Genomic DNA, 21658 nt, shown 5'->3' with positions numbered 1-21658 from the left:
GTAGGCCCGCTCGCCCCGGCCGGAGCACCGCCGCCTTGGCAGACTGGACGAGTGCCCCAGACTGTGCTGCTCGCCGAAGACGACCGCGCCATCCGCCATGCCCTGGAGCGGGCCCTGACGCTGGAGGGCTACGCGGTGACGGCCGTCGCCGACGGGGTGGAGGCGCTGGCGCAGACCCACCGGACGCCGCCGGACGTGCTGGTCCTCGACGTGATGATGCCGGGCATCGACGGGCTCCAGGTCTGCCGGGTGCTGCGGGCCGAGGGCGACCGGACGCCGATCCTCATGCTCACCGCCCTCGTGGAGACCGCCGACCGGATCGCGGGCCTCGATGCGGGCGCCGACGACTACGTCGTGAAGCCGTTCGACGTGGAGGAGGTCTTCGCCCGGCTGCGCGCCCTGCTGCGCCGCACCAGCGCGGTACCGGCCGGCGGCGGCCCCGGCCCGGACGCCGGCACCACCCGGGACGCTCAGCTCCCCGACCGTCAGCTGGAGGCCGCCGGCATCCGGATGGACCTCCAGGCCCGCCGTACCTGGCGGGGGCGGCGCGAGCTGGAGCTGACCCGCACCGAGTTCGAGCTGCTGGAGCTGCTGGTGCGCAACGCGGGCATCGTGCTCGACCACTCCACCATCTACGACCGGATCTGGGGCTACGACTTCGGGCCCGGCTCCAAGAACCTCGCCGTGTACGTCGGCTACCTGCGTCGCAAGCTGGACGAGCCCGGCGCACCGCAGCTGATCCACACGGTGCGGGGCGTGGGTTACGTGCTGCGGGAGGACTGAGTGGGCCGCCCGGGGCGGCCGCCGGCCCCGCGCCGGTCCAAGCTCGTCTCCCTGCGCACCACGTTCGCCGTGTCCTTCGCGGCCGTCACCGCCGCCGTCACGATCCTCGTCGGCATCCTGTCCTACAGCTCCGCGGCCCGTCTGGTCCGCGTCGACCAGCAGTCGGTGTTCACCGAGGTCGTGCAGGACGTCCAGGACGAGGTGCGGCAGCACCGGATGGTCCCGGAGGACTTCTCCTCCTCCCGCCCCGGGCACGACCTGGTCCGGCCCGCCCGCACCGATGTGCAGGTGCTGGGCACCCGGGGCGAGATCGTCGACCACGGCAGTCCCGTGCTGCCCGTGACCTCCCGCGACAAGGCCATGGCGACCGCGCGGTCGGCCGGGAGGGTGGTCCAGCACAAGGACGTACGGGTCGACGAGGACCTGTTCCGCATCGCCACCGTCTCGCTCGGCGACGGGCGGGGCGCGGTCCAGGTGGCGCAGGAGTTCAGCGACACCGAGGACCTGCTGCGCACGCTCCAGCAGCGCACCCTCTACCTGATGGCGGCCGTCGTGGTCGCCGCCGGTCTGTTCGGATGGTGGCTCGCCCGGCGCATCACGCGCCGGCTGGTGATCCTGACGTCCGCCGCCGAGGACGTGGCACGCACCCGGCAGCTGGGCATCGAGGTGCCCGTCGCGGGGCTGGACGAGGTCGGGCGGCTCGGGCGGGCCTTCGACCGCATGCTGGGCCGGCTCGCCCAGTCCGAGGAGGACCAGCGGCGGCTCGTCCAGGACGCGGGGCACGAACTCCGTACGCCGCTGACCTCCCTGCGGACGAACATCTCGCTGCTGCGCCGGATCGACGAGCTCCCGCCGGGCACGCGCGAGGAGCTGGTCGCGGACCTCGGGCAGGAGGCCCGGGAGCTGACCGACCTGGTCAACGAGCTGGTGGACCTCGCCGCCGGGCAGTCCGACGCGGAGCCCCCGCAGCGGGTGGACCTCGCCGACCTCGCCGAGGAGGTCGTGGGCGTGGCCAGGCGGCGCACCGGACGGCAGGTCGTGCTGCGCACGAGCGGTGACACGACGACCGACGGGCGGCCCGGGATGCTGCAACGGGCGATCTCCAACCTGGTCGAGAACGCGGCCAAGTTCGACCGGGGCGGCGAGGCGCCGATCGAGGTGTCGGTCACCGGACCGGCCCGGCCGGGCACCGTGCGCGTGGAGGTGGCGGACCGGGGACCCGGTATCGCCGACGGCGACCTCATCCGTCTGTTCGACCGCTTCTACCGTGCCGCCGACGCGCGGTCCCTGCCCGGGTCGGGGCTCGGTCTGTCCATCGTGCGCGAGGTCGCCATGGCACACGGCGGGGCACCGTTCGCCTACCGGCGGGAGGGCGGCGGAGCGGTCATCGGGTTCACCGTCGGCGGCGGCATCGTCAGGGGCGGGGGCGCGCAGGGCGGCGGCTGACCCGCCCCCCCCCCCGACCTGCCGCGGCTCCCGGGGGCGGGCCCCCCTACGACCGGCCTCCCGTTCCCGGGAAGGTGAGGAACCCCTCCGCGCGGGCGCTGGCCAGGCCGATCCGGGGGATGTCGCTGCTCTTGGCGAAGAGCAGGAAGCGGGGCTCCCAGACCGGGCGGTACTTGGCGTTGGCGCGGTAGAGGGACTCGATCTGCCACCAGCGGGAGAAGAAGGTGAGGGTCGAACGCCACAGCCGCAGGACCGGGCCCGCGCCGAGGCGGGAGCCGCGTTCGAAGACCGAGCGGAACATGGCGAAGTTGAGGGAGACCCGGTCGATGCCCGACTCCCGGGCCCGCAGCAGCAGTTCCACCACCATGTACTCCATCAGGCCGTTCTCGCAGTCGCGGTCACGGCGCATCAGGTCCAGGGAGAGGCCGTGCTCCCCCCAGGGCACGAAGCTGAGCAGGGCGCGCGGTTCACCGTTCGCGTCGCGGCACTCCAGCATCACGCAGCGGCCGTCGGCCGGGTCGCCGAGGCGGCCGAGGGCCATGGAGAAACCGCGCTCGGTGGCACCGTCGCGCCAGTGGTCCGCGCGGTCGACGAGCAACGCCAGCTCGTCGTCGGGGATGTCCTGGTGGCGGCGGATGCGGACCGAGTAGCCGGCCCGCCGGACCCGGTTGTGGGCCTGCCGGACCACGCGCATGGCACGGCCTTCGAGGGTGAAGTCGGCGAGGTCGACGATCGCCTCGTCGCCCAGTTCCAGGGCGTCGAGACCGTGCCGGGCGTAGACGGTGCCCGCCTCCTCGCTCGCGCCCATCACCGCGGGTGCCCAGGCGTGCCGGCGGGCCTCGGCGAGCCAGGCGTCGATGGCCCCGGGCCAGGCCTCGGGGTCCCCGATCGGATCGCCGGAGGCGAGGCTCACCCCGCCGACGACGCGGTAGGTGACGGCGGCCTTGCCGCTGGGGGAGAAGACGACCGCCTTGTCCCGGCGCAGCGCGAAGTAGCCGAGGGAGTCCCGCTCGCCGTGCCGGTCCAGCAGTGCCCGCAGCCGCTGCTCGTCCTGCTCCGCGAGCAGGCAGGCGCCGCGCGGTGCGCGGAAGCAGGCGTAGAGGACCAGCAGGAAGACCACGGCGATCAGGACGTTGACGGTCACGTCGGCCCAGCGCGGGGCGTGCACCGCGGGCACCCGGTCGGCGAGGGGGCCGACGCTGATCCCGCGCAGCAGCGTGTAGGCGATCTCGTCCTTGAGAGTGGCGCCGGGCAGCTGGTTGGTCGCGCGGACCAGCAGGGTGCCCACGGTGCCGCCGACGAGGGTGCCGCCCACGCCGACGGCGAGGGCCAGGCGCGGGTTGGAGCGGTCGCCGATGGCGGAGAACTCGCGCCGGCCGAGCAGCAGGGCGGCGACGAAGAGGCCGGTGAGGGCGGCGGAGAGCCAGTTGAACAGGTGCTCCTGGTACGCGTCGCGGGTGAGCGCGAGGACGTAGAGGCAGAACAGGAAGCCGGACAGGAGCAGGTTGAAGACCCAGGCGGCGCGCTTGCGGCGGCGCATCACCACCGCCAGGAACAGGGCCAGCGCCGCCGAGACGAGGCCGGCGGTGGCGAGGTACGGGGTGAAGAACTCGCCCGCGTTGTGCTCGTGCACCTCCTCGCGGAAGGGCAGCGACATGACCCCGGCGATGTTCAGGACGGCCAGGACGCGCAGGTACCAGACGGTGGCCGCGGCGGCGCGGGCGCGCACCCGGCTGTCGGGTGCCGGGCGGAAGCGGATCGGCGGGAAGCGGTTCGGCAGGAGCCGGACGCGGCGGGGACCGCGTGGAGCGGGGGCCTGCGGGGAGGTCGGGGTCGGCTGTCGAGCGGGCATGGTGCCGGTCGCCTTGGGGGACGGGGACGGGACACCGCAGACCCTACAGCGTGTCGGGTGGCGTGGGTGCGGGGATGCCCGCGGCCGTGGGACAGGGTCCCACCCGTCAGCCGCCGGTGCCGCGCCGGGCCGCCGCCAGCAGCCAGGCCAGATTGCCCACCGCCGCCCCGGCGGCCACCACGGCGACGATCACCCCGCCGGTCGCGAGGCCGTCACTGAACAGGTGCGGGCGCCGGTCGAGGCTGTGCAGCCCGAAGCCGCACAGCTCGTACACGCCGACGGCGGCGATCACCAGGCTGACGAACAACAGGGCGAGTGTCGGCGCGAGGCTGCGGACACAGACGGCCCCGGTTTCCGTTTCCGTGTCCTGCATGGCTCCCCCGATGAAACAGACGCGTTACCGCTGGCGGTTCGGAACCTACATTACGTAGGGTCGCTCGCGGGCGACGGCGTGCGGATCCGACCCGATGTGGACACCTGGCCGAAGCGGCCCACCGCGACAGCGGGGCCCCCTTCACGGAGTCCCGGGAGGACGTCGTCCGGGCGTTCCGGAAGGCGGGCCTTGCGGACCGTCTCCGGCCCGCCTGACCCCGAGGACGTCCAGCATCGCCCGGGTGGCCGGCCCGGGGTTGAAGCGGCTCCAGGCCAGGTACTCCACGCGGTGCGGCCCGTCGACCACCGGGACCAGGGCCAGTGCGGGGTTCTCGGCGGCCAGCGGGCCGATGTACGCCGAGGGCAGCAGCGCGACACCGAGTCCGCGTTCGAGCAGCCGGATGATCAGCTCGACCACGCCCGCCTCGTACGCCACGTCACGGACCAGCCCCGCGGCGGTGAACGCCCGGTCGGACTGGGCCCGTGCGGGCGTACCGGCGACGAAGTCCACGAAAGTCTCCTCGGCGATCTCCCCGAGCGTGACCCGGGAGGCGCCCGCCAGCCGGTGGCCGGCCGGGACCACGAGCACGTGCTCGTCGTGGTCCAGCACCACGGTCTCCACACCGGACGGCCGTTCGCCCTCCGGCAGACCGAGGAAGGCGATGTCGAGGTCGCCCTCCCGGAGGGCGGTCACCAGATCGTCGCTGCGGCCCGAACGCAGGACGACGCGCACGTCCGGGTGCCGGGCGCGGTACCGCTGGAGCAGCTCGGGCACGTCCACGGCGGCGGTGGTCACGATCACGCCGACGGCGAGGCGGCCGCGCACCACGCCCGTGGCGGCCGCCGCGTCGGCCGCGGCGCGCTCGGCGGCGGCCAGGCACTCGCGCGCGGCGGCGACGAACGCCTCGCCCGCGCCGGTCGGTTCCACCCGCCGGCTGGAGCGCGCGAACAGCCGTACCCCCAGTTCCCGTTCCAGGGCGGCGATCCGGTGACTGAGCGAGGACTGCACGACACCGCAGCGTTCGGCGGCGCGCGTGAAGTTGCGGGTTTCGGCGACGGCGACCACATAGCGCATCTGCTGGAGATCCACAGCGGCAATCGTCATGGTTCATGACTGCGATGACAACCATGCTTTGGAGTCATGGCGGGTGCCCGCGGAGACTTCCCGCATGGATTCCTCGACCGGGCGGTCCTTCGGCCCGCCGCGCAGCCCGTCCGCGCAGCGGGCGGCCACCGTCGTACTGACCGCGCTCGCCCCCGCCTCCTGGGGCACCACGTACGTCGTGACCACGGAGCTCCTGCCGCCGGGGCACCCGCTGTTCGCCGGGCTGATGCGCGCCCTGCCGGCCGGACTCGCCGGACTCGCGATCACCCGGGTCCTCCCGCGCGGGGACTGGTGGTGGAAGGCCGCCGTCCTCGGCGTGCTCAACATAGGCGCGTTCTTCCCCCTGCTGTTCCTCGCGGCCGAACGCCTCCCCGGCGGGGTCGCCGCCACCCTGGGCGCCGCACAGCCTCTGCTGGTCGCCGGGCTGGCCACCCTGGTGCTCCGCGACCGGCCGACCACCTGGCGGCTGACCTGGGGGGTGCTCGGTGCGCTCGGTGTCGCCCTGGTGGTGCTCGGGCCGCAGGCGCGGCTGGACGCCACCGGTGTCGCCGCGGGTCTCGCCGGTACGGCCGCCATGGCCGGCGGTGTCGTCCTCACCAAGCGCTGGGGCCGTCCCGCCGGGGTCGGCCCGCTGGCCCTGGCCGGCTGGCAGCTGACCGTCGGCGGACTGCTGCTGCTCCCGCTCACCCTGGTGATCGAGGGGACACCGGACGGGATCGACGCCGCGGCCGTCGGCGGCTACCTGTGGCTGGGCAGCATGGGCGGGCTGATCGCGTACACGCTGTGGTTCCGCGGGATCGGCCGCCTGCCGGTCGGCGCGTCCGCACCGCTCGTGCTGCTGTCACCGCTGGTGGCGACGGCCATCGGCATCGCACGGGGAGAGTCGCTGAGCCTCCCGCAGACCCTGGGCTTCCTCCTGGCGCTGGCCGCCATGCTGGCCACCCAGCTCGATCCCCCGCGTCCCGGCCGGCGGGTGCGGCGCGGGACACCGGATCCCGGCGGGCGTGCGGCGGGCTCCGGTGAGCCGGGCATGACGGTCGCCGTACTGGGTGCCACCGGGATGGTCGGCAGCCGGGTGACGGCCGAGGCCGCCCGCCGCGGACACCGGGTGCTGGCCCTGTCCAGGAAGCCCGCGGCGCACGACCCGGCCGCGGACCCGGCCGTGACACCGGTCGCCGTCGACGTGCGGGACGCGCACGCCGTGCACCGGGCGCTGGCGGGCTCCCCGACCACGGCGCCGCCGACGCCGTGGTGCTGGCCGTGCGGACCGAGCCGGCCGACGAGGAGTTCCTGGTCGGCGCGACCCGTACGGTCCTGGACGCCGCGGCGCGGCTGGGCATCCGTGTCCTCGTGGTGGGCGGCGCCGGGGCGCTGCGCAGTCCGGACGATCCCGGGCTGCTCGTCGCGCACAACCCCGCGTACGTGCCCGCCGAGGTGCGGGCCGTGGCCGCCGCCGGTCTGGCCCAGTGGGAGACGTGCCGGGCCCGCACCGGTGCCGACTGGGTCTACCTCAGCCCGCCCGCCCTGCTCGAACCCGGTGCGCGGACGGGCCGGCACCGGCGCGGCACCGACACCCTGCTCACCGCCGCCGACGGCCGCTCGTGGATCAGTGCGGAGGATCTGGCCGTCGCGGTGCTCGACGAACTGCGGACGCCGGGCACCGAGCGGCACATCACGGTCGTCCACCAGGACGCGGCCCCGCCCGCCGGTTCCTACGCGGCCCGCGTGTCGTAGGAGAAGTCGTAGCCGGTGAAGTCGGCGACGGGGAGGTACCCGAGGCGCCGGTAGAGGGCGTTGCTGGTGGGGTTGGCCGGGTTCGTGTACAGGACGACGTGCTTCGCGCCCGCCGCCAGCGCGGCCCGGCTGACCTCGGCCGTCACCGCACCGGCGTAGCCGCGGCCCCGGAGGTGGGCCGGGGTGTACACGGGGTCCACCCGGACCATGCCGCCGACCATCGCGGTCGAGCCCGCCAGGGATACCGGGGTGCCGTCCGGGGTCTCCCAGAACGTGAACCGCTTGTCGGCGAAGCGTGAGGCGGCCCAGGAGCCGGGGTCCGTGGCGAGGGCCTCTCCGACGTCGGCGCAGAACGCGCCGCACCAGCGGACGACCCGCTCGTGGTCGTGCGCGCCCGCGGCCCGGCCCGCGCCCGCCGGGACCGGCTCCTGCGGGGTGAGCGTGCCGAGCCGGTGGAGCCGGCCCCACCAGGAGGCCTTCGGCTCCGCGCCGGTGTGCCGCCGCCAGGCCTCGGCGAACACCGTCGCGCTGTCGTGGTCCGCGAGCACGCCCGGGAGGGGGCGGCCGAGACCGGCCAGGCGCACGGCGAGGGTGTCGGCCTGCTCGGGGGAGAGGGCGGTGACGGTCAGGCGGCGGGAGGGAAGGCGGTAGCAGACGGCGTGGACCTCGCCGCCCGTCTCCAGCCGGCCGAAGACGGTGGCCTCGCCGTCCGGTGCGCCGGACCCGCGGGTGCGCAGCCTCTCCACCGTGGTCAGCGGTGTGTTGTGCAGGGCCGGGCGCGAGCGCAGGAAGTCTCCGGCCCGGGCGAGGAAGTCGTCGACGTCGTCGGTGAGGTGCCAGTCATCGGGGCGCATGCCTCATGCTCCCGGATCCGCGCGGCCCGCGGGCGTGAACGCCCGGAGCGCAGACGGGCCGACGGCCGGCCGGGCGACTGCGCGCGAGGGGCCGCCCCACGGGTGCGGCGGCCCGGCTCAGGGCCAGACGAGGCAGTACGGCTGGTGCCCGGCCTCGTGCAGCCGGTGCGAGAAGTCCTGCCACTCGTGCAGCAGCTGGTACACGTTGAACGCGTCGCGCGGGCCGCCCCGGTCCGGGACCGTCGACCAGATGAAGGCCGCGGCGCCGACCGCCTCCTCGCCGATGTCGCGCAGGGGGTCGACGACCGTCATGGGGAGTTTGACGACCGCGTAGTCGGGGTGCAGCACGACCAGTTCGAGGGGCGGGACCTTGTGCAGGGGCACGCCCTCGATGCCGGTCAGCACCATCGCGGCCATCGTCTCCGGCTTGATCTTGGTGAACATGCCGTTCATGCCCAGCTCGTCGCCGCCGAGTTCCTCGGGACGCATCGAGATGGGGACGCGGGCCGCGGTCGCGCCGTCCGGCGCGCCGAAGTATTTGTACGTCACCCCCACCCGACCACCATTCCTGCTCCCCGCCCGCAGGCGGTCGGCCCGGTGATCGAGCCGGCGGTCGACCGGCCGCTCCGGCTGAAGGTCGGTCTGCCGGTCGGGCTGCTGGTCGATCTGCCGGTCGTACCGCTCGGGCTCACTCGGTACACCCTGTGTCTGGCGTGCTTCGGTCGCTTCCTCCGCCTCGCGCCGGTGCCTTCCCCGCCGGGCACGTCGAGGACCCAGGTCATCAGTCCCCTCGCCCAGTCCGCCACCGCGATGCATATCTCCACCCGACTGCTTTTCTAGGACGCGTGGCCCCCGCCGCGCAACCCGATCATCGTGTCAGTGACCTCCCCCACGGCCGCCCGCCGAAACGTGCGGTGGAACAACAGTCCACGCGGGGAACTTCCCGGCCCCTGATCATTACGTGCGTATGAGCTGTGTGTATCAGGTGTCAGTCTCGCAGATGAGGGATGGAGCCGCTTTGATCTTGAACGGCGCAGCTCCGATCCCGAGGCGGACCGCGGTCCGGCGGGGGCGCGGCCTACCCTGAGGGGGTCACCACGCAACCGGAGTCCGAGAAGCCGGAGATCTCGCACGTCATGAGTGCCCTGAGCGAAACGCCCTATCCGTACGAAGCGCCCGCCTCGCAGGCGCTCTTCGACCGTGCCTCCGCCGTCACGCCGGGGGGCGTGAACTCCCCTGTGCGCGCCTTCCGTGCCGTCGGCGGCACCCCGCGCTTCATGGTGTCGGGGAAGGGGGCCTACCTCACCGACGCCGACGGGCGTGAGTACGTCGACCTCGTGTGCTCCTGGGGACCGATGATCCTCGGGCACTCGCACCCCGAGGTCATCGCCGCCGTCCAGGAGGCCGTCGCCCGCGGCACGTCCTTCGGCACACCCGGCGAGGGCGAGGTCGCCCTCGCCGAGGAGATCGTCGCCCGGGTGGCGCCCGTCGAGGAGGTCCGGCTCGTCAGCAGCGGCACCGAGGCGACCATGTCGGCCATCCGTCTCGCCCGGGGCTTCACCCGGCGCTCGAAGGTGATCAAGTTCGCCGGCTGCTACCACGGGCACGTGGACTCGCTGCTCGCCGCGGCCGGCAGCGGTGTCGCGACCTTCGCGCTGCCGGACACCCCCGGTGTCACCGGCGCCCAGGCCGGCGACACGATCGTGCTGCCGTACAACGACCTGGAGGCCGTGCAGGAGGCCTTCCACCGGCACCCGGGCGAGATCGCCTGCGTGATCACCGAGGCCTCGCCCGGCAACATGGGCGTCGTGCCGCCGGACCCCGGGTTCAACCAGGGTCTGCGCGACGCCTGCCACAAGAACGGCGCCCTCTACATCTCCGACGAGGTGATGACGGGCTTCCGGACCAGCAGGAGCGGCTGGTTCGGCGTCGACGGGGTCGCACCCGACCTCATGACCTTCGGCAAGGTCATGGGCGGCGGCTTCCCGGCCGCCGCGTTCGGCGGGCGTGCCGACGTCATGGCGCACCTCGCCCCGGCCGGGCCCGTCTACCAGGCCGGCACCCTCTCCGGGAACCCGGTCGCCACCGCCGCCGGTCTCGCGCAGCTGCGGCTCCTCGACGACGCGGCCTACGAGACCGTGGACGCCGTCTCCGCGCAGATCCAGTCGCTGGTCACGGAGGCGCTGAGCAAGGAGGGCGTCGCGCACCGGCTGCAGACCGCCTCCAACATGTTCTCCGTCTTCTTCACCGACCGGCGGGTGCGCACCTACGAGGACGCCAAGCGGCAGGAGTCGTACCGCTTCACCGCGTTCTTCCACTCGCTGCTGTCGAACGGCGTCTACCTGCCGCCGTCGTCCTTCGAGTCCTGGTTCGTGTCCACGGCCCACGACGAGCGGGCCATCCAGAAGATCGCCGACGCCCTCCCGGCGGCGGCCCGGGCGGCTGCGGAGGCCACCGCGTGAGCAACAGCACCGGCAACACCGGCGACAAGGACATCACCGTCGTCCACCTCATGCGGCACGGCGAGGTCGAGAACCCGAGCGGGGTCCTCTACGGACGGCTGCCCGGCTACCACCTGTCCGAGCTCGGCCGGCAGATGGCCGACCGGGTCGCCGAGCACCTCGCCTCACGTGACGTCACCCACGTGTGCGCCTCGCCGCTGGAGCGCGCGCAGGAGACGGCCACCCCGATCGCCAAGGCGCACGGCCTCGTGCTGGACACCGACGAGCGGCTCATCGAGGCCGAGAACGTCTTCCAGGGCAAGACGTTCGGGGTCGGTGACGGCGCGCTGCGCAAGCCGGACAACTGGAAGCACCTCGTCAACCCGTTCCGTCCGTCCTGGGGCGAGCCGTACATCGACCAGGTCGTGCGGATGACGGGCGCGCTGAACGCGGCCAGGGACCGGGCCCGCGGGCACGAGGCGGTGCTGGTCAGCCATCAGCTGCCGATCTGGATCGTCCGTTCGTACGTCGAGCGGCGGCGGCTGTGGCACGACCCGCGCAAGCGGCAGTGCACCCTCGCCTCCCTGACGACCTTCACGTACCAGGGCGACAAGATCGTGTCGGTCGGCTACAGCGAGCCCGCCATCGATCTCGTCCCGGTCCACCTGCGCGCCGGTGCCAAGCCCCAGAAGGGCAAGGGCACGGCCCAGGGGAAGGCCTTCGGCGCCTGACGGACCGTCGTTTCCCGCGGTCCCTTTGAAGTGCTTGGTGTGCTTTTGCGGGAATCGTTACGAAAAGCGCACAAATTGGCGGAACCTCCCCGATCGTCACGCCCTCTGACTGGGTGACCATCCAGCAGGCGCGACGAATCGGGGATCTCCATGCGCACCATCTCCCGGACCCTCTCCCGGCGTGGGGCACTCGGCCTCGGCGCGGGCGCGGCGGCCGCAGCCGGTCTCGCCGGCTGCGGGAGTCTCAAGTCCTCGGACGGCGCGGGGCACCGGGACGGTTCCGGCACGGGCGGCGGGCACGGCGGCAAGGACCAGGGCCGGCCCGGCGCCCGTCCGGCGCGGCCCATCGGCGACGGCTCCACCTCCTTCACCGGCAGGCAGCCGCACCAGCCGGCCAGGCCCGAGCCGCTCGAGCCGGGCCAGACCCCGCCGCAGTTCGTGATCTTCTCCTGGGACGGCGCCGGCGAGGTCGGCAACGGACTCTTCCCGCGCTTCCTCGACCTCGCCAAGGAGCACGGCGCGAGCATGACCTTCTTCCTCTCGGGGCTGTATCTGCTGCCCGAGTCGAAGAAGCGGCTGTACGAGCCCCCGAACAACCCGCGCGGCGCCTCGGACATCGGCTACCTCACCGACGCGCACGTCAAGGCCACGCTCACCAACGTGCGCCGTGCCTGGCTCGAGGGTCACGAGATCGGCACCCACTTCAACGGGCACTTCTGCGCCGGCGGCGGCACGGTCGCCAACTGGACCCCGCAGCAGTGGCACAGCGAGATCCGGCAGGCGAAGGCGTTCGTCAAGGAGTGGCGGACCAACACCGGCTGGACGGACCTGCCCTCGCTGCCCTTCGACTACGACAAGGAGCTGGTCGGCGGCCGCACGCCGTGTCTGCTCGGCCAGAACAACCTGCTGCCCACCGCCCGCGAGCTGGGCTGGCGCTACGACGCCTCCTCGCCGGGCGGCCGTCAGACGTGGCCGGTGAAGCGCCAGGGGATATGGGACCTGCCCCTGCAGCAGATACCTTTCCCCGGACGTTCCTTCGAGGTCCTCTCCATGGACTACAACATGCTGGCCAACCAGTCCGTGAACTCCACCAAGGCGCCCGCGTACAACTACCCGGGCTGGCGCAAGCAGTCCGCGCAGGCGTACATCCAGGGATTCCAGCGGGCGTACGAGACGAACCGGGCGCCGTTCTTCGTCGGCAACCACTTCGAGCAGTGGAACGGCGGCATCTACATGGACTCCGTCGAGGAGGCCTTCCGGCACATCGCGCGCGAGAAGGAGAAGGGCGCGGACGTGCGGCTGGTCTCCTTCCGGCAGTTCGCGGACTGGATGGACGCGCAGAAGCCCGAGGTGCTCGCGAAGCTGCGGACGCTGGAGGTCGGGCAGCGGCCCGCCGGCGGCTGGAAGGAGTTCCTGCGGGACACCAGGTCGGCCTCCTCGGACGCCACCTGAGCCCCACGGGGTGCATAGTCCGAAATGTCCCGTGTAAATACGCCCTGAAATGCGGTTCTCTGTCCGGCAGGGGGGCGCGCAAGATCCCCGGAACAGCCATGCGAAACTTTTCACATGAGTACCCGAAGCCGCGCCGTCCTGCTCAGTGCCGTGGCCGCCGTGGCGGCCCTGTCCCTGTCCGCGTGCGGTAAGGGCGGCACCTCCGGCGGAGGTGGCAACACCAACTTCGTCACCGGTCACAACGGCATCGACACCGCGCCGCAGGGCGAGCGGGCCGCGGCCCCCGACCTGTCCGGCAAGACCATCGACGGCAGGACCGTGGACGTCGCCGACTACAAGGGCAAGGTCGTCGTGCTCAACGTCTGGGGCTCCTGGTGCGGCCCCTGCCGCGAGGAGGCGAAGTACTTCGCCAAGGTGTCGAAGGACTACTCCGGCAAGGGCGTGCAGTTCGTCGGCATCAACACCCGGGACACCAGCACCACCCCGGCGGTCGCCTTCGAGAAGGAGCACGGCATCGGGTACCCGAGCCTGTACGACCCCACGGGCCGGCTCATGCTCCGCTTCAAGAAGGGCACCCTCAACCCGCAGCTGATCCCGTCCACGCTCATCCTCGACAGGGACGGGAAGATCGCCGCGCGGGCCCTGGAGCCGCTCGACGACGCCGGCCTGCTGAAGATGGTCAAGCCGGTCCTGGCGGAGAAGTGACGTGAGCGCCACCCTGACGCTGGCCGCGGTGGGCCAGAACCAGACCGTGCTCCACGGCGCCCTGCTGGTCTCCGCACCCCTGGCGCTGCTCGGCGGGCTGGTCTCCTTCTTCTCGCCCTGCGTCCTGCCGCTGGTCCCCGGCTACCTCTCCTACGTCACCGGGGTCGCCGGCACCGACCTGGCCGAGGCCCGGCGCGGCCGGATGGTCGCCGGCGCCTCCCTGTTCGTCGTCGGCTTCAGCGCCGTCTTCGTCTCCGGCGGCGCGCTGTTCGGCTACTTCGGCTCGACCCTCCAGGACTACCGGGACCCGCTGAGCAAGGCGCTCGGCGTGCTCATGATCCTCATGGGCGTGTTCTTCATGGGGCTGATGCCCTGGTTCACCCAGCGCGAGTTCCGCTTCCACAAGCGGCCGTCGAACGGTCTGGTGGGCGCCCCGTTCCTCGGAGCCCTGTTCGGCATCGGCTGGACGCCCTGCATGGGCCCGACCCTCTCCTCGGTGAACGCCCTCTCGTGGAACGAGGCGAGCGCCGGACGCGGTGCCCTGCTGACAGTGATCTACTGCGTGGGTCTCGGCGTCCCCTTCGTCCTCACCGCGATCGCCTTCCGCAAGGCGCTGGGCGCCTTCGCCTGGGTCAAGCGCCACTATGTCTGGGTGATGCGCATCGGCGGCACGATGATGATCGTGACCGGTGTGCTGCTGCTGACCGGTGCCTGGGACGCCCTGGTGCAGCAGATGCAGACCTGGTCCAACGGCTTCAGTGTGGGGATCTGATCGATGAGCGACACCACTACCGACAACTCCCCGGACGAAGCCGGGAGCACCGAGAGCCAGGAGGACCTGAGGGCGGCGGGCTCCCAGCTGTCCACCGCACCGCGGGAGGAACTCGCGAGCGTGCCGGGCCTCGGCGTCATCGGCTGGGTCCGCTGGTTCTGGCGGCAGCTGACCTCCATGCGGGTCGCGCTGCTGCTGCTCCTGCTGCTCTCGCTCGGCGCGATCCCCGGCTCGCTGATCCCGCAGACCGGCGCGGACGCGAGCAAGGTCGAGGAGTTCCGCACCGCCCACCGGACACTGGCGCCGGTCTACGACAAGCTCGGCCTGTTCCACGTCTACAGCTCGGTGTGGTTCTCCGCGATCTACATCCTGCTGTTCGTCTCCCTGATCGGCTGCATCGTCCCGCGCACCTGGCAGTTCGTCGGCCAGCTGCGCGGCCGTCCGCCGGGCGCGCCGAAGCGGCTGAACCGGCTGCCCGCGTACACGACGTGGCGGACCGAGGCCGACCCCGAGCAGGTCCGCGAGGCCGCGCTCGCCCTGCTGAAGAAGCGCCGCTTCCGCGCCCACACCGCCGGTGACGCCGTCGCCGCCGAGAAGGGCTACCTGCGCGAGGTCGGCAACCTGGTCTTCCACATCGCGCTGATCGTGCTGCTGGTCGCCTTCGCCTCCGGCCAGCTGTACAAGTCGGACGGCACCAAGCTGATGGTGGAGGGCGACGGCTTCGCGAACGCGCTGCCCATGTACGACGACTTCAAGTCGGGCAGCCTGTTCGAGAACGACGACCTGGTGCCGTTCAGCTTCGACCTCAAGGACTTCACGGGGACCTACGAGACCAGCGGCCCCAACAAGGGCACCCCGCGCACCTTCGAGGCGAAGATCGCCTACGGCGTGGGCGCGTACGGCAAGCAGCGGACGACCAGCGTCAAGGTCAACCAGCCGCTGAAGATCGACGACGCCAAGGTCTACCTCGTCAGCCACGGCTACGCGCCCGTCGTGACCGTCCGCGACGGCAAGGGCAAGGTCGTCTACCACGACGCCGTACCGCTGCTGCCGCTCGACGGCAACGTCACCTCCAACGGCGTGGTGAAGGTGATGGACGGCTACCGCGACGCCCGGGGCAAGAAGGACCAGCTCGGCTTCCAGGCCTTCTTCGTGCCGACCTTCGACCCGAAGAGCGGCACGATGCTCTCGCAGTTCCCGGCGCTGGTGAACCCGCTGCTCGCGGTGAACGCGTACCACGGCGACCTGGGCGTCGACACGGGCACCCAGAACGTCTACCAGCTCGACAAGACCCACATGAAGGCGTTCAAGGACGCCAAGGGCCAGCTGCTGAAGAAGCTGCTCCAGCCGGGCGACACCATGAAGCTGCCCGACGGCGCCGGTTCCATCACGTTCGACAAGGACGTCAAGGAATGGGCCGGCTTCGAGATCGTCCAGGAGCCGGGTGGCGGCTGGGCGCTCGGCGGTGCCGTCGCGGCGATCCTCGGCCTCGCCGGCTCGCTGTTCATCCAGCGCCGCCGCGTCTGGGTGCGGGCGGTCCGCGGCGCCGACGGCGTCACGGTCGTCGAGATGGCCGGCCTCGGCCGCAGCGAGTCCGCCAAGGTGCCCGAGGAGCTGGGCGTGCTCGCCGGAACCCTCTACGACCGGGCGCCCGGGGCCCCCGAACCCGACGACGCCAACGAATCCACCGTCGTACCTGCCGAAGGGGCTGAGAAGTGACTCTCGCCGCCGCGACCAACGAACACCTGGCGAGCATCAGCAACACGCTGATCTACTCGTCGATGGCCGTCTACACCCTGGCCTTCTTCGCGTACATCGCCGAATGGCTCTTCGGCAGCCGCAGCAAGGTCGGCCGTACGGCCGCCGCGCTGACCGCGGACGGCGCACGGCAGGGCGGCGCCCCCGCCGTCACCGTGCGCAAGGCCGGCGGTACGGCCGTCCTGGAGCGGCCCAAGGTCGTCGTCCGCTCGGCGTCCGGCGCGCGGGACGTGCCGGACGGGCCGGGCGCGCACGGCGGTGACGTGCAGGGCGACCTCTACGGACGGATCGCCGTCTCGCTCACCGTGCTCGCGTTCCTCGTGGAGCTGGGCGGGGTGGTCACCCGCGCGGCCTCCGTGGAGCGGGCGCCGTGGGGCAACATGTACGAGTTCAACATCACCTTCTCCACGGTCGCCGTCGGCGTCTACCTCGGGCTGCTGGCGCTGAAGAAGAACGTGCGCTGGCTCGGCCTGTTCCTGATCACCACGGTCCTGCTGGACCTCGGTCTCGCCGTCACCGTCCTGTACACCGCGAGCGACCAGCTGGTGCCCGCGCTGCACTCGTACTGGCTGTACATCCACGTCTCCACCGCGATCTTCTGCGGCGCGGTGTTCTACGTCGGCGCGGTCGCCACGATCCTGTACCTGTTCAAGGACTCCTACGAGAACAAGCTCCAGACCGGCGGCAAGCCGGGCGCGTTCGCGAGCTCGGTGCTGGAGCGCCTGCCCGCCTCCGCGTCCCTGGACAAGTTCGCCTACCGGGTCAACGCGGCCGTGTTCCCGCTGTGGACGTTCACGATCATCGCGGGCGCCATCTGGGCGGGCGACGCCTGGGGCCGCTACTGGAACTGGGACCCGAAGGAGACCTGGTCCTTCATCACCTGGATCGCCTACGCCTGCTACCTGCACGCCCGTGCCACGGCCGGCTGGAAGGGCCGCAAGGCCGCCTACCTGGCGATGATCGCCTTCGGCTGCTGGCTGTTCAACTACTACGGCGTCAACATCTTCGTCACCGGCAAGCACTCCTACGCGGGCGTGTGACCATCCCGTCGGTGACACTGGTGTCATGAGCGGTTCCATCGAACAGGGCATGAGCCAGACGCACGGGAACACGCACATACTCCACTTCCTGGTGCGGATCCCGCTGCGCATGGAGGACGTCTGGCCGGCGGTGGCCACCCCCGAGGGCCTCGGGGCCTGGTGCACCGCCGTCGACGTGCTCGAACCCCGGCTCGACGGCATGGTCGCCCTGCGTGACCTGGGCACCGGGCAGGTCACTGCGTGGGACGTGGACCGGGTCGCCGAGTACACCGTCGGCGGCGGCGGCCGCATCCGTTTCCACCTGGAGCGGGAGGGGGCGGCGGAGAGCGCGCTGCGCTTCACCCACGAGTTCCAGGGCGAGGGGGAGTCGGAGGCCGGCTGGCGGGCCCGATTCGAACGGCTGATCGCCCATCTGGGGGGTCCGCAGGGCCCCTCCGGGCCGGAGCCGGAGCCGTCGGAGCCCCTCCCCGGCCAGTTCACCTAGGACGCCGGCGGCCGGTCTCAGGAGGCCGCCGGGAGGCTCCCGTGGGCCACCGACGCGATGTGGTCCCGCAGCCGCTCCACATAGAGCCGCAGGTTCTTCGCCGCCACGTCGGTGTCCGGGTAGCGGCTCGCCAGCCACAGCCCCTCGTGCAGCCGGTTCACCCACACGCACACCTGGTCGCCGTACGAGACCCGGAGCAGGCCGTGCGCCTTCAGCTCCGCCCACCGCTCGGCGCCGGGGATGTCCCGGGCGTCGACGTAGGAGACGATCGAGTACAGGTCCGGCGAGGTCGGCCGGAAGTCCGCGCCGAGCAGGCTCAGCACCCGGGCCAGCGGCATCCGGGACAGCGGCCGGTTCGCCTGGAGCTCGGCCCGCACCGCCCGCAGGGTGTCCCGGAAACCGGGGCCGGGGCCCACGGGCACCTCGATCGGGGCGCCGCCCACGTACCAGCCCACCGAGTCGTTCCACCGCGACTTCACCCGGGTGTGGAACGGCACCACCGTCCGGTACACCGACTGCCCGCCCAGTTCGTGGACGATGAGCGCGGTCGCGGCCAGCAGACCGACCAGGCTGCCGCCGTAGGGCCGGCAGTACGCCTCGAACGCCGCCGCCTCGTCCGCGTCCGCCAGCGGCTCGCACAGCATCCGCTGCGGGGGCAGCGGGCCGCCCGGCTCCAGGCCGAGGTCGACCGGGAAGCCCGGCAGCGTCCCGTCGCAGCGGTGGATGAACTCGCGCCAGCGCTCCACGACGGCGTGCCGCCCGTCGATGCCGTCGGCGTCCGCCCGCTCGATCTCGCAGAAGTCCACGTAGCTCGCGGCCGGGGCGGGGTGGTCCGCGGCGACTTCGGCCGGGCCCGCTTCATACAGCTCGTGGATCTCGGCGGCGATCCGGTGCAGGGAGTAGGCGTCGACGTTGCTGTGGTCGAAGGCCATGTACACGCTGACGCCGTCGTCCCGCACGACCGCCGTGTAGATCAGGTTCGGCCAGCGCAGCGCGTCCGCGACGGTGTCGAAACGGTCCTGGAGGTGCCGGACGAGATCGTCGGCGTCGGGGAAGTCGCCCACGTCCTCGCGGCTCAGGGTCACGTCGGCGGCGTCGAGGGTGAACCGGCGCAGTTCCTCGCCCGCCCAGCGGAAGCCGCTGCGCAGTGTCTCGTGCCGTACGGTCCAGGCGCGCAGCGCCTCCTGCAGTCCGTCGAGGTCGACCGGGCCGGGGATGTCGAAGGCGGTACCGAGCCAGGTCGGCACGAACAGCCCGTCCTCCCGGACGCTCCGGGCCGTCCTGATGTGCGACTCCTGGATGTAGGCCGGTCGCCGGGAGTCCTCCGGCAGTGCGGTCGCCACCGCGACGGTCGCCGGGCTCAGCGTCCACTCGACGAGCCGGCCCGGCCGGACCTCGCAGCGCTGGATGTCAGTGATTCGCACGCGTCTCCCATCACACGAGGGGGCCCCTGGTTGCGGGCCCCCCTCAAGGCAATGCCGTGGGACGCGGCCGGGACATGCCCGTCGGGTTCATTTCAACGGAACGGGTGGCAGGCCGAACGCGGAAGTGATTAACCGACGGTGCGGTTCGGGGCTCAGCCGACGCTGATCGAGTCGAGCTTCGCGCGCAGGTACACATGGGAGTCGACCGGCGGGTACGCGACCCGGCCCACCGGCGCCGGCACGGACTTCACGAGGGTGCCCGGCGTGCACTCGCCGAAGTGGACGAGCGACATCAGCTCCTCGGCGGGCGCGTCCACGGGCGGGGGCAGTACCCGGTGCCGCCCCGACCGCCACCGGTCACCGGTCCAGCGGGCGAGCAGGTCACCGATGTTGACGGTCAGGGCCGCCGGGTCCCAGGGCGCGTCCTGCCAGCCGGCGCCGCCGTCCGCGGGGTCGGTGTACACCTGGAGACCGCCCCGGCCCGACTGCCGGTCGAGGATGGTGACGGTGCCGAAGTCGGTGTGCGGACCGATCCGGAACTGCCCCGGCCGCGGCTGTCCCACCACCTCGGTACCCGGGTACCAGTTGATGTTGAAGCCGTACGTCGGACGGTCCATGTGCCGGGAGAAGATGTCCGGTTCCAGCCCGAGCGCGTGGCCCAGCAGGGACAGCAGCTCCCGCTCCAGCCCGGCCATCCGCGCCAGGTACTCCTGGACCAGCGGACGCAGCCCGGGGACCTCGGCGGGCCACACGTTGGGCGCGTACCACTCGGCGTCGACGGCCGGATCGCCGAAGGGCTCGTCCGTGGCGAAGGTCAGCGACTCCTTCAGGTCGGGCGGTGTCTCGGTGCCCTCCGCGTACCCGTTGGCCTCGGCGCCCGGGCCGAGCCAGCCGCGTCCGCCGACCCGGGCCGCGTACCGCCGCTTGACCTCGGGCGGGAGCAGGAAGAACCGCCGGGCCGTGGACCGGATCCCGGAACGCAGGCGCGGATCCACACCGTGCCCGGTGATCAGCAGGAACCCGGCGGCCTGCAGGGCCCGGTCGACGGTCCGGGCGAGGCGCGCCCGGGCCCCGGCGTCCCCCTCGCGCCACGGACGCAGGTCGACGGCCGGGATCGGGGCGGGTGTCTCAGTCACCGATGTCCTCGTTCCACAGGTCCGGCTGGTCCTCGACGAAGGAGCGCATCATCGCCGCGCACTCCGCGTCGTCCACGACCAGGATCTCCACTCCGTGCGCGGCCAGCCAGTCGTGCCCGCCGTGGAACGTCCGGGCCTCGCCGACCACGACCCGGGAGATGCCGAACTGGCGGACCAGGCCGCTGCAGTACCAGCAGGGGGACAGGGTGGTGACCATGGTCGTGCCGCGGTACGTGCGCTGCCGGCCCGCCGCGCGGAAGGCCGCCGTCTCCGCGTGCGCCGAGGGATCGCCGTCCTGGACCCGGCGGTTGTGCCCGCGGCCGAGGAGCGCGCCGTCCGGGCCGTACAGCGCGGCGCCGATCGGGATGCCCCCCTCGGCGAGGCCGGCCCGGGCCTCCTCGACGGCGGTGGCGAGCCAGGCGAGGGCCTGTCGTTCGTCCATGACCTCACTCTGCCTCCGGGAAGGACCGGCGTCACGCACCGGCGGGGTGAGGCGGACCTTTCACAAATGCCTGACGGCCTTTCACATCACCGTGGGGAAACCTTGGTTGGCAAGGAGCTGCCCGAGGGCCAGTTCCAGGCGCACTGCCCGGGCAAGGGGACCAGCTGGGATCCCCGGGCCCCGCGCCGGGCAGGCCGTCACTCCGACCCGGGCTCGGGCTCGTCCTTCCGGAGGGACTTGAGGAACTCGGGGTTGTCGTCGGGGGCGACCCAGCCGGCACCCGCGGTGCCGTGCCCGCCCGGCGAGGCGGAGCCGTACGCCCCGGCGCCCCGCGCCCTGCCGGTGATCAGCCAGGCGACCGGTCCGACCAGGACCTCGCCGAACAGCAGGATGACGATCACCCACACCACCTTCGGCAGGTGGCGCACCTCTTCCTCGGGGGTGTTCAGACAGTCCACGAACGCGTAGATCCACAGCGCCAGGACCAGCAGGAACGGCAGATACCTGAGCATGGTCGTGCGCTCTCCCGACGATGTGAGACGGCCCCGGTGACCGGGCCAGGGTAGCGGGTGGCCATGATGGTTGTTCCTTGATCGCCGATGACCGACGGCGGAGCGAAGGGAACGGGGGAAGGCGTGAGGGGAGTGCGTGCACGCAGGCGCCGGGCGGCGGCCGGGGTCGCCGCCGGCGGGCTGCTCGTCGCCGGGCTGCTGGTGGCGCGGGAGCTGTCCTCGCCGGTGTTCGGCCTGCGGCAGGGGCCGTTGGCGAAGGACGCGGCGTGCGCGCGGATCGCGGACCGCTACCCGGACCGGCTGGACGGCGACCGCCGCGACCGGGTCACCTTCGAGGGGCTCGCGGTGTGGGGCCACGGGGCGGTGCGGCTGCGCTGCGGCCTGATACCGCCGGTGCCCACGAAGGACCCGTGCTTCGCCGTGAACGGCGTGGACTGGGTACTGAGGGAGGCCGCGTCCCGGGACGGGCGCAGACTCGTCGTCACCTACGGCAGGCGCCCCGCCGTGGAGCTGTCGATCGCGGACTCGGTACGGCAGCCCGACGCCGTACTGACGGAGGTGAGCCGGCTGGTCGCGCCGATACGGCAGAACGATCGGTGTCTGAGCGCGGGTTGA

Annotated in this window: 21 protein-coding genes and 2 pseudogenes; 14 read left to right on the top strand and 9 right to left on the bottom strand. The window is 72.4% G+C overall.

The window, feature by feature from the left end:
- The first annotated feature begins 51 nt into the window (after window positions 1-51).
- Together N8I86_RS17760 and N8I86_RS17755 are read left to right on the top strand one after the other, a co-directional pair.
- Window positions 52-783, top strand: a complete 732-nt coding sequence (locus tag N8I86_RS17760; protein ID WP_263278203.1) for a response regulator transcription factor — start codon at window positions 52-54, stop codon at window positions 781-783.
- Window positions 784-2229, top strand: a complete 1446-nt coding sequence (locus N8I86_RS17755; RefSeq protein ID WP_073901811.1) for a sensor histidine kinase — start codon at window positions 784-786, stop codon at window positions 2227-2229. It begins immediately after the preceding gene.
- 46 nt (window positions 2230-2275) lie between these two features.
- Here the strand turns inward: N8I86_RS17755 and N8I86_RS17750 are convergent, their stop codons facing one another.
- The 3 genes from N8I86_RS17750 to N8I86_RS17740 form a co-directional block, all read right to left on the bottom strand.
- Entirely contained in the window at window positions 2276-4081 is a 1806-nt protein-coding gene (locus N8I86_RS17750) for a phosphatidylglycerol lysyltransferase domain-containing protein (RefSeq protein WP_263278202.1), read from the bottom strand.
- Between the two features lie 106 nt (window positions 4082-4187).
- Window positions 4188-4454: a hypothetical protein gene (locus tag N8I86_RS17745; protein WP_073901812.1), complete on the bottom strand. Its 267-nt coding sequence runs from the start codon at window positions 4452-4454 to the stop codon at window positions 4188-4190.
- Between the two features lie 141 nt (window positions 4455-4595).
- Window positions 4596-5543: a LysR family transcriptional regulator gene (locus N8I86_RS17740; RefSeq protein WP_263280121.1), complete on the bottom strand. Its 948-nt coding sequence runs from the start codon at window positions 5541-5543 to the stop codon at window positions 4596-4598.
- 79 nt (window positions 5544-5622) lie between these two features.
- Between N8I86_RS17740 and N8I86_RS17735 the strand changes: the two are divergent.
- Window positions 5623-6549 (top strand): annotated as a pseudogene (locus N8I86_RS17735) (EamA family transporter); the annotation flags it as partial.
- A 39-nt stretch (window positions 6550-6588) separates the two neighbouring features.
- A pseudogene (locus N8I86_RS17730) lies at window positions 6589-7292 on the top strand (NAD(P)-dependent oxidoreductase).
- On the opposite strand, the gene N8I86_RS17725 reads toward N8I86_RS17730, so the two are convergent.
- Both N8I86_RS17725 and N8I86_RS17720 read right to left on the bottom strand, forming a co-directional pair.
- Window positions 7271-8146: a GNAT family N-acetyltransferase gene (locus N8I86_RS17725; RefSeq protein ID WP_263278201.1), complete on the bottom strand. Its 876-nt coding sequence runs from the start codon at window positions 8144-8146 to the stop codon at window positions 7271-7273. The pseudogene N8I86_RS17730 and the gene N8I86_RS17725 overlap by 22 nt on opposite strands.
- A gap of 117 nt (window positions 8147-8263) precedes the next feature.
- Window positions 8264-8701: a hypothetical protein gene (locus N8I86_RS17720; protein WP_010353923.1), complete on the bottom strand. Its 438-nt coding sequence runs from the start codon at window positions 8699-8701 to the stop codon at window positions 8264-8266.
- A 42-nt stretch (window positions 8702-8743) separates the two neighbouring features.
- Here N8I86_RS17720 and N8I86_RS17715 point away from each other — a divergent pair, with 42 nt between their 5' ends.
- The 9 genes from N8I86_RS17715 to N8I86_RS17675 all read left to right on the top strand — a co-directional run bounded on the left by N8I86_RS17715 (window position 8744) and on the right by N8I86_RS17675 (window position 17529).
- The gene (locus N8I86_RS17715) at window positions 8744-8986 is read left to right on the top strand and encodes a hypothetical protein (RefSeq protein WP_185091333.1); all 243 of its coding nucleotides are present in this window, start codon (window positions 8744-8746) and stop codon (window positions 8984-8986) included.
- Window positions 8987-9291: 305 nt separating this feature from the next.
- Complete coding sequence (gene hemL / locus N8I86_RS17710; RefSeq protein WP_073901889.1) at window positions 9292-10608, top strand: glutamate-1-semialdehyde 2,1-aminomutase; 1317 nt, start codon at window positions 9292-9294, stop codon at window positions 10606-10608.
- Between the two features lie 50 nt (window positions 10609-10658).
- Window positions 10659-11318: a histidine phosphatase family protein gene (locus tag N8I86_RS17705; protein WP_260148788.1), complete on the top strand. Its 660-nt coding sequence runs from the start codon at window positions 10659-10661 to the stop codon at window positions 11316-11318.
- A gap of 150 nt (window positions 11319-11468) precedes the next feature.
- Window positions 11469-12770 carry a polysaccharide deacetylase family protein gene (locus N8I86_RS17700; protein WP_073901817.1) on the top strand — a complete coding sequence of 434 codons (1302 nt, stop codon included), beginning with the start codon at window positions 11469-11471 and terminating at the stop codon, window positions 12768-12770.
- A gap of 114 nt (window positions 12771-12884) precedes the next feature.
- Entirely contained in the window at window positions 12885-13475 is a 591-nt protein-coding gene (locus tag N8I86_RS17695) for a TlpA family protein disulfide reductase (RefSeq protein ID WP_263278200.1), read from the top strand.
- Window position 13476: 1 nt separating this feature from the next.
- Complete coding sequence (locus N8I86_RS17690; protein WP_073901819.1) at window positions 13477-14247, top strand: cytochrome c biogenesis CcdA family protein; 771 nt, start codon at window positions 13477-13479, stop codon at window positions 14245-14247.
- 3 nt (window positions 14248-14250) lie between these two features.
- Window positions 14251-15966 carry a cytochrome c biogenesis protein ResB gene (resB, locus tag N8I86_RS17685; RefSeq protein ID WP_263278199.1) on the top strand — a complete coding sequence of 572 codons (1716 nt, stop codon included), beginning with the start codon at window positions 14251-14253 and terminating at the stop codon, window positions 15964-15966.
- Window positions 15963-17045, top strand: a complete 1083-nt coding sequence (ccsB, locus tag N8I86_RS17680; RefSeq protein WP_073901821.1) for a c-type cytochrome biogenesis protein CcsB — start codon at window positions 15963-15965, stop codon at window positions 17043-17045. Before resB ends, ccsB begins: the two co-directional genes overlap by 4 nt.
- A 25-nt stretch (window positions 17046-17070) precedes the next feature.
- Window positions 17071-17529, top strand: a complete 459-nt coding sequence (locus N8I86_RS17675; protein WP_073901822.1) for an SRPBCC family protein — start codon at window positions 17071-17073, stop codon at window positions 17527-17529.
- Window positions 17530-17546: 17 nt separating this feature from the next.
- Here N8I86_RS17675 and N8I86_RS17670 read toward each other — a convergent pair whose 3' ends face one another.
- From N8I86_RS17670 to N8I86_RS17655, 4 genes are all read right to left on the bottom strand, one after another.
- Window positions 17547-18953 carry a condensation domain-containing protein gene (locus tag N8I86_RS17670; RefSeq protein WP_263278198.1) on the bottom strand — a complete coding sequence of 469 codons (1407 nt, stop codon included), beginning with the start codon at window positions 18951-18953 and terminating at the stop codon, window positions 17547-17549.
- A 152-nt stretch (window positions 18954-19105) separates the two neighbouring features.
- The gene (locus N8I86_RS17665) at window positions 19106-20089 is read right to left on the bottom strand and encodes an isopenicillin N synthase family dioxygenase (RefSeq protein WP_263278197.1); all 984 of its coding nucleotides are present in this window, start codon (window positions 20087-20089) and stop codon (window positions 19106-19108) included.
- Window positions 20082-20531: a nucleoside deaminase gene (locus N8I86_RS17660; protein WP_073901825.1), complete on the bottom strand. Its 450-nt coding sequence runs from the start codon at window positions 20529-20531 to the stop codon at window positions 20082-20084. Before N8I86_RS17660 ends, N8I86_RS17665 begins: the two co-directional genes overlap by 8 nt.
- 197 nt (window positions 20532-20728) lie before the next feature.
- Window positions 20729-21043 (bottom strand): PLD nuclease N-terminal domain-containing protein, encoded by a 315-nt coding sequence (locus N8I86_RS17655; protein ID WP_073901826.1) that lies wholly within the window; start codon window positions 21041-21043, stop codon window positions 20729-20731.
- Window positions 21044-21175: 132 nt separating this feature from the next.
- Here N8I86_RS17655 and N8I86_RS17650 point away from each other — a divergent pair, with 132 nt between their 5' ends.
- A complete protein-coding gene (locus tag N8I86_RS17650) occupies window positions 21176-21658 on the top strand; it encodes a DUF3515 family protein (RefSeq protein ID WP_241841391.1) in 483 nt (160 codons plus the stop codon).

Source organism: Streptomyces albidicamelliae (assembly GCF_025642175.1).
Taxonomy (GTDB): Bacteria; Actinomycetota; Actinomycetes; order Streptomycetales; family Streptomycetaceae; genus Streptomyces; species Streptomyces albidocamelliae.
Note: the sequence above shows the minus strand (reverse complement) of the source record. Positions and strands in the feature narration are given on the sequence as shown.

What these genes read in the sequence shown, in the direction of transcription:
- N8I86_RS17700 (WP_073901817.1), top strand. Translation starts at nt 11,469, where the DNA reads ATGCGCACCATCTCCCGGACCCTCTCCCGGCGTGGGGCACTCGGCCTC.
- N8I86_RS17660 (WP_073901825.1), bottom strand. Translation starts at nt 20,531, where the DNA reads ATGGACGAACGACAGGCCCTCGCCTGGCTCGCCACCGCCGTCGAGGAG.
- resB (WP_263278199.1), top strand. Translation starts at nt 14,251, where the DNA reads ATGAGCGACACCACTACCGACAACTCCCCGGACGAAGCCGGGAGCACC.
- N8I86_RS17705 (WP_260148788.1), top strand. Translation starts at nt 10,659, where the DNA reads ATGCGGCACGGCGAGGTCGAGAACCCGAGCGGGGTCCTCTACGGACGG.
- N8I86_RS17725 (WP_263278201.1), bottom strand. Translation starts at nt 8,146, where the DNA reads ATGCGCCCCGATGACTGGCACCTCACCGACGACGTCGACGACTTCCTC.
- N8I86_RS17675 (WP_073901822.1), top strand. Translation starts at nt 17,071, where the DNA reads ATGAGCGGTTCCATCGAACAGGGCATGAGCCAGACGCACGGGAACACG.
- N8I86_RS17655 (WP_073901826.1), bottom strand. Translation starts at nt 21,043, where the DNA reads ATGCTCAGGTATCTGCCGTTCCTGCTGGTCCTGGCGCTGTGGATCTAC.
- N8I86_RS17695 (WP_263278200.1), top strand. Translation starts at nt 12,885, where the DNA reads ATGAGTACCCGAAGCCGCGCCGTCCTGCTCAGTGCCGTGGCCGCCGTG.
- N8I86_RS17745 (WP_073901812.1), bottom strand. Translation starts at nt 4,454, where the DNA reads ATGCAGGACACGGAAACGGAAACCGGGGCCGTCTGTGTCCGCAGCCTC.
- N8I86_RS17750 (WP_263278202.1), bottom strand. Translation starts at nt 4,081, where the DNA reads ATGCCCGCTCGACAGCCGACCCCGACCTCCCCGCAGGCCCCCGCTCCA.